Origin of the sequence: Occallatibacter sp. (assembly GCF_049802275.1) — a bacterium.
GTDB lineage: Bacteria > Acidobacteriota > Terriglobia > Terriglobales > Acidobacteriaceae > Telmatobacter.
Genome location: NZ_JBARMD010000046.1, coordinates 1 through 6,923 on the forward strand (window position 1 = coordinate 1; position 6,923 = coordinate 6,923).

The 6,923-nt window shown below is 56.1% G+C and carries 4 protein-coding genes; all 4 read right to left on the minus strand.

Annotation, left to right across the window (positions count from 1 at the left end; translation table 11 throughout):
- On the minus strand, nucleotides 1-554 hold a 554-nt coding region (locus WA354_RS01495), incomplete at its 3' end, for a DUF2950 family protein (protein WP_472811239.1).
- A 60-nt stretch (nucleotides 555-614) separates the two neighbouring features.
- Nucleotides 615-1,811 carry a DUF3300 domain-containing protein gene (locus WA354_RS01500; protein WP_472811240.1) on the minus strand — a complete coding sequence of 399 codons (1,197 nt, stop codon included), beginning with the start codon at nucleotides 1,809-1,811 and terminating at the stop codon, nucleotides 615-617.
- A gap of 840 nt (nucleotides 1,812-2,651) precedes the next feature.
- Nucleotides 2,652-4,433: an OmpA family protein gene (locus WA354_RS01505; protein ID WP_472811241.1), complete on the minus strand. Its 1,782-nt coding sequence runs from the start codon at nucleotides 4,431-4,433 to the stop codon at nucleotides 2,652-2,654.
- Between the two features lie 110 nt (nucleotides 4,434-4,543).
- Nucleotides 4,544-6,274: an Ig-like domain-containing protein gene (locus WA354_RS01510; RefSeq protein ID WP_472811242.1), complete on the minus strand. Its 1,731-nt coding sequence runs from the start codon at nucleotides 6,272-6,274 to the stop codon at nucleotides 4,544-4,546.
- Nucleotides 6,275-6,923 lie beyond the last annotated feature (649 nt).

The following is a 6,923-nucleotide window of genomic DNA, read 5'->3' on the forward strand; positions in this document are numbered from 1 at the left end:
GCGTATTGCTTTACGTTGTCGCCATCGTGAGTCTGGCTGAAATACTGCTGCTGAGCGTTGGCGGTCGCAAGGCATGCTGCAATCGCAGTCAACTCGCCTTTGCCAATTCGACGGGCGAGGATTTCGTCCTTCCCGGCAGCGGTGTCGAAGGCCCACTGTCCCGAGGAATTCCGAGCCAGGGGAACTGGAAATGGATAATTGTCGGCGCCCACGTAAAGGATCTCGCCGCCCGCTTTGATCTCGCGCCACCTATTCATCTGGCCGTAGGCAGCAACAAAATCCTGAAGCCCATTCTTGTCCTTCACGGGATCCCCGGAGAAAAGCACGTCGTTGCCATCAGGGCCGAAGATCGCAAGCAAAGCTTGCTGATCACCAGACTTGGCGGCGTCCAAAAATACGGCGCCTGCCTCCGCAGGGTTCGCGAAAGTTCGTTGGGCCGGCTTGGTATCTGTCGAATTCTTGCAGGATACGAACAAAATGACTAGCGCGAGGAGCGCTATGAGCTTTGCGGAACGCTCAAGGGTGTTCCTAAGTGTCCAGGTCCGATGAAACATACTGATTCCTCCAAGCCTCCACTTCTGTTTTCAGTTCTCTCGCTACGCAACTGAGCGTGACTAGCGCCGAAAGCCACCGCCACCAAAGCCGCCGCCACCCCCAAACCGGCCTCCGCTGAAGCCGCTCGATCGCATGCTTCCCCAGCCTCGACCACTATCCGCTCTTGAGGACCATCCCCCGCCACCGAAGCCGCCCGAGTGTCCACTCATGCCGCTGAAAGCGGTCGATTTTCCACTGGCCGAATCGTTGTGCTGCGCCCAGGAATTCGAACCCGAAGAGCGATTGGAGCTGAAGTTCTGTGCGCTCTGGTGATTCACGTTGACCGTGTTTTTGTTGTAAGTGTTACCGCCGTGGTAGTTGTTGTAGTTATTTCCTGAGTGGTTATAGGCGTTGTTATAGCCATAGCTATTGTGGTAGCCGCCGTTGTAATAGCCACCATGCCAGGCTGAATTACCGTAGTATCCTCCACCGTGATAGATAACCGCCGTCCCGTGCCAGCCGCAGTTCCAACTGCCGTAGCCCCAACCGCAACATCCCCCGCTCATCATTGCTCCCACCGCGATTCCCGCCCCGAATGACAGCATGCTTGCCGCAACCATGTCGCCGGTGGAGTATACGGGGGCCACATAGCTGGGAACCACGTAGGGATATCCGTAAATCACGGCGGGGTTGTACTGCGGAACGTAGACAACCTGCGGATTCGCCGATTGAATGACGATCGTCTGCGGCGACTGTTGCACCACCGTGATCTGCTGGGTCGATTTGAGATTACCTTTCTCCTTGGCTTGAGCGCGCAGCGTCTGAATCGCGGTCATCACATCCGCCTCCTGGTCGTGATAGGCCTCCCCGAGCGACGACGTCCAGCTGAGATTCTTCGACAGGTTGTCGAGCACCGAAGGGAACTGCGTGAGCGCCTTCACACTTGGGTCCCACGATTGCTTGTCAACGGCCTGCATCAGAGCGGTACCGGTTAAACTCTTGTTCTGCTGCATCCAATACTCCGCAACCGCAACCTGGTCCGGAAATGTCGAAGCAGCAAGGACCTGTGCCACCAGTGCATCTGGATAAAGGGCAATCGGCGCGACCAGCGCCTGCAACTGGCTCGCACTCTGGGGAACTGAGTCGGTTGCACTTCCGGCACCGTTCGAAGCATCCGGGCTTGGGGACTGGTATCCGAACGATATCTGAGGTGAAGCTGCAGCGAGCAGGATGCTAAGTGTCACCGACAAGACTTTCTGTGCAACTTTTCTACGCATGGAGTTACTCCAGGTTTATGTCCTTCGACCAGGATTTTTCGTTTCGCCAAGGCAAAGCTGAGGGTGCTGCGTCCGCATCAGGCGCAACACTGATGCGGCTTCCTACACCGGGCTGTGCAAAGGCCCGGCGCGGCATTCAAGATTCCGTCGCTGCGCTCAAAAGTAAAAGCTTGACTTGGTTTTTGTGTCTCGGTAGACGTCAACGTGCGCAAGAGCATCCGAGTATTCCCTATACGTGTGCACAATACAGAGCCGGTTTTGAGAGCACAACTGTCATATCTGACAGAGGCGGTCTATGTTTCCTGGCTGCGCACCCGGCAGTGGTGGTGATGCAGGTCGAGCCGATGGCCAAGGCGAGATCACCCATCATCGCATCGCTGTGCTCCCCACAGAAGCACCCACTCATGGTTCGGTAACGTCGAATTACTGGTTGCTCGAAGTGCGGGAGTAGTGACCGTTCGGTACGTCAGATATCTACAAATATTATGTCCAGCACAAACTGGCGGTTGAACAAAGAGGTCTCTTCTACCGGCGCAACGGATCTCGGCTTCGCAACCGTCGGATTCCGGTACTGGTAAATCGCTCCATATAGATGGCTCACACTGAATTGGCGTCGGACGACTTCAGAGGAGAATCAGCACCCCCACCTCGAAACGGTTCAGAGTGGTATTGGCCAGATTGATCGCACTCGCCATGACGATGGGATTCAGAATGCTGTGGCGCAAGATGTTGTCCACGATATAAGCGGAGTCTGGTCCGGCGTATCAATTGAATTGAACCCGAACACGTGGCCTCACCGACAGGAGCAGGCCGCTTGACCTGCTCCTGCGATTGGAATGCCTACTTCTCTTCAGGCGCCTTCTTCTTAGTGGGCGTGGTAGCGCCCCCTTTGAGAAGAGTCATGGCATCGGCTGCGTTGAATGGGTACGTTAGCACGGGCTCCTGGTTCGAGTTGTTCAGGGTGATGTCTACTCTACGATTCTGAGCCCAAACGATCGCTTTCATTTGGCTGTCGGCTCTCCTCCGCTGTTCGTCGGTCAGTTCCGGATTCTTATCGATCAGATCTTTCACCTGTTCCTCGGTGAGGTTTTGCTCTTCACCAACGGCGCGGGTATCAATGCTGGCCTCCGGAACACCCTGTTCCACCAGGAACGACTTTACGCGCGCAACACGGCGTTCAGACAGCGACTGGTTGAACTCGGGAGTTCCACGTTTGTCGGCATGTCCAGTCAGCGTGAGGCGCGCATCCGACTTGACTTGCAGATAATTCTTGAAGTCCGCCGCCAAAGTGGTCAGCATCTGCTCCTGGCTGGCCACAAGTCCGCCCTCGGGCTTCGCCTTCGTCGGTTGAGCAGTCGGGAAGAAGACGCTGTGGAGTGTGAGCGATGGGGGAGGGGGAGGGGGAGGTGGTGGGGGAGGGGGTGCGACTTCTACAGAGGCTGTGCATGTGCCGGACAGCCCGCGCGCGTCGGTCGCCGTGACGGTCACATTGATCGATCCACCGGGCTGTGAGGAGGTATCCAGAGTAGCTGTGGTCCCGCTACCGCTGACCGTGCCTGCCGAAGCTGCGTATGTGTAGCCGGCGATGTTTGACTTGTCAGGACTTGTCGCACTCGCCGTGATCGTGGAAGACTCGCCTGGTTTTACCGATGTCGGGCTGGCGGAACAAGTCACCTGCGGCGGGTTGTGCGGGACATTGATGTTGAAGTTTGCTCCGCAGTTAGCCACGTCGTTCTTCTTCGATCCTTTGGGATCGGTTATCGTGGCATTTGCTGTGTGCGTTCCCTCCGACAAGCCGGTCGTATCGATAGTGGCGGTCGCCGCATCTGTGCTCGACAGTTTGCCGTCAGAAAGCGTCCACGCATACTTCAAGGTGTGTTTCGGGTTGAAGTTGGTTCCCGTCGCAGTCACCGTGACCGGCTCGCCTACCATGACACTCGCCGGACTAGCGGAGCAGGCTGCGCTCACGGGAAGTGGTTCCTTGCCGCCGAAATTGAAGACCAATCCGCCGACATAGCGCGAACTATTCTGGTTGGCGCCCACATTCAGCTTACTGCTAAAGTTGGTATACAAATAACTGATCTCAAATGGACGCAGAGAAACGCGTCGGCTTATCGCAATGTCAAGTCCGAAGCCAGCGTCTGCCGCGAACGCATCGTTCGATTTGCTCCCGTTGGCGAAGTTCACTGCAGTACTTATCCTGGAGTAGAGGTTGGTGTTCGCGCCCCCGACCAGACCTATCACATACGGGCGGAAAACGCCGTGGCGAATCCCGACCTGCGGACCAAACATGTAGGTGAAGAGATCGCCAGAGGTACTGATTGATCCTCCCTGAGGGAGGAATGGATTGCCAGGCGGGAATATCACGACGCGCTTGTCGCTCTCGTAACCCTGGAAATCGGCCCTGAGTCCGAACTTCGAGCCAAAGTTGTAAACCACCGAACCGCCGCCGCCGTTCAGGGTATACCATTGCCCGTATTCATAAGTGCTGGACTCGTAGTCGATAGCCCCATAGTGCGAGTAGCTATAGTCGCCCGAGACCTCGACCTTCGGAGTCTGAGACCATGCCGCCAAGCTGGCCAGCATGACAGCCAAAGAGATAAATGCGACTCTGAGCTTCATTCAATTCCTCCATGAACTCCGTATCGGACGGCAATCTTGATCCCTTGTTCTGACTGGCTAGTGCCTCCAAGCGGCCGCTGTGCTCGGAGAGACCCTCAAAGAGCTTCCCCTTAATGCACAGTGAGAACTTTGCTATCACTCGCAGTGCTTCCGTTGATATCGCCCGCGGCCTTCACCATGGTTGCTCCGACGCCCGTGGAGGTGGCGAGACCGTTTCCATTGACGACTGCAACCGGTAGATCCGAAGAGGTCCAAGTCACTTGATTGGTGAGGTCCTGCTCTGACGAATCACTGAAAGTCGCCTGTGCCGTGTATTGCTGGGTGTGACCGAGAGCGACGTTCTGAGCCGCTGTCGGCATGATTGCGATGGTACTCAGGGTGGCATTGGTCACAGTGAACTTCACCGCAGCGGACTGGGCGTCGAACACAGCGCTAACCGCGACGGTGCCCGGAGCGATGCCTGATGCCCATCCGGACGAGCCCAATGCATCACTGATTGTGGCGGTTGCCGGCGTCGGTGATACCCAGGTTACTGACGACGTTATATCTTGAGTCGAGCCGTCTGCGAGAGTGGCAATCGCTGCCAACCCTGTAGCTGTCCCTTCCGCTATGGTTATTGCGGTTACCGGTGAGACCGCAATGGCTGCCGGTACGATCTCAATGGAATTCAAATTTTCGATGGTGAGAGTCGCTGTTTTCGAGACCGTACCAACCTGCGCCTTCACTGTTGCCGTTCCAGCCGCGACACCGGTGACCAGTCCTGTTTTATCTACGGTTGCGATGGAGCCATCGTTAGGCGAAACGCTCCACGCAGCTGCCAGATTGATGGGCTGTTTCGTGCCGTCGCTGAAGGTGCCCACCGCGTTCAGCGGAAGCGTGGAGCCGATCGCGACTCCAGAAGCGGCAGGGGTCAGCGCAATCGGTGTCAGCGAGGCCGAACTTACGGTAAGACCGGTACTTCCCGACATACCGCCGAGCGCTGCAGTGATCGTGGTTGAGCCGGAGGCAACGCCAGTGGCAACACCACTTGGCGCGCTGTTTGTGACCGTTGCCGCCGCCGTGTCCGAACTGCTCCAATTCGAATCCGCAGTAATGTTCTGTGTCGTACCGTCGTTGAACACTCCAAGAGCAGTGAAGTTCAAGCGTGTGAGGGGAGCGATCGTTTGAACCACTGGCGAAACCACAATGGCGGTCACTGTCGCATTCGTCACGTCGAGTGTGGTGCTGCCCGCCAGGCTGGTCGTCGGATCGGTTGCTGTGATCGTTGCAGCTCCCGCGGTGATACCGGCGGCACGCCCTGCATTATTGATTGTCGCAACTTTGATGGGGCTCGAGCTCCAGGTTACGGAACTAGTGATGTTGCGCTCGCCTCCGTCGGTGTAGATACCGTAGGCGAGGAATTGGTGACTTGTGCCTGCGGCAGTCTTGACGGTGCCGAGAGAGTTCGAACCTGGCACAACAACGGAACTGTCAGTGACGACAACGGAAACTAATGTAGGCGCTGCCACTGCAAGCGCGCTCGTTCCGGTGACCGTGCCGCTTGGCTGAGTGAAGCTCGCTGTAATGGTGGAACTCCCGATACTGTAAGTTGTCGCGAGGCCGCCGCCGGCAATCGAGGCCACATACGGGGTAGAAGAACTCCACGTAACGAGGGACGTGAGATCCTTTGTATTGCCGTTGCTGAATGTTCCCTGAGCGGTAAATTGTTGAGTAATTCCCGCTGCGACCGAGGGAGTTCCCGGACTTACTTGGATGGATACGAGATAGGGAAACTTCGCTTCACCGCACCCAATGAATCCGCCTAGACTTACAAGCACGACGAGTAATAGGAGTTTCTTCAAGGAACACCTCGCGTTTCAAAGAAGTAATTTGTTGTAGCTGGGCCGCAATTACCCGCGATTGCGGCGGACCAATCAGACGTGACATATAACAAAATGCGGGCCGAAAGAACGGCAATCTAATCAGCATCGGCCGTGGCTGCGATTGTTGGAGATACGAGGTCCATCATCGCTACGGAAGAGACAAATGGCACGGACGATTGTCTAACGGCTAAGGCAGTTTGAAAATCGACTTCAAGGCCTTCCATTAGAGTCGTTTGTTGAATCGTGCAACTTGCAACACGATGAGTTTTTGGCAACCAGGTAGTGAAATCAATTGGACCAAAGTCCTAATTTGCTTAGCGACCGGACCGCTCTGCTCTGCGGCTCCCCGATTGTCCTGACGCCCACACTCGGTCGGATCAAACACAAAGGGCGCGAGATAGCGCAACCAACTACCGGAACTTTTACCCCAGGCGAAGAGGGAAATCAATGAGGTAAATTCCTAGGTTTTTGTCAGAAGGAGTAATCCGGGAGCTAGACGTAAAGCTTGTGGAGGAACTGCCTCCGAGCAGATTGCCTTGCATGATCGAATCAAACATCTTGACCTAGGTCGCATCTTGGTGCAATGTGTGTAGATTCTGACTTCGTAACGCCGGTGTCGGCTGCAGAT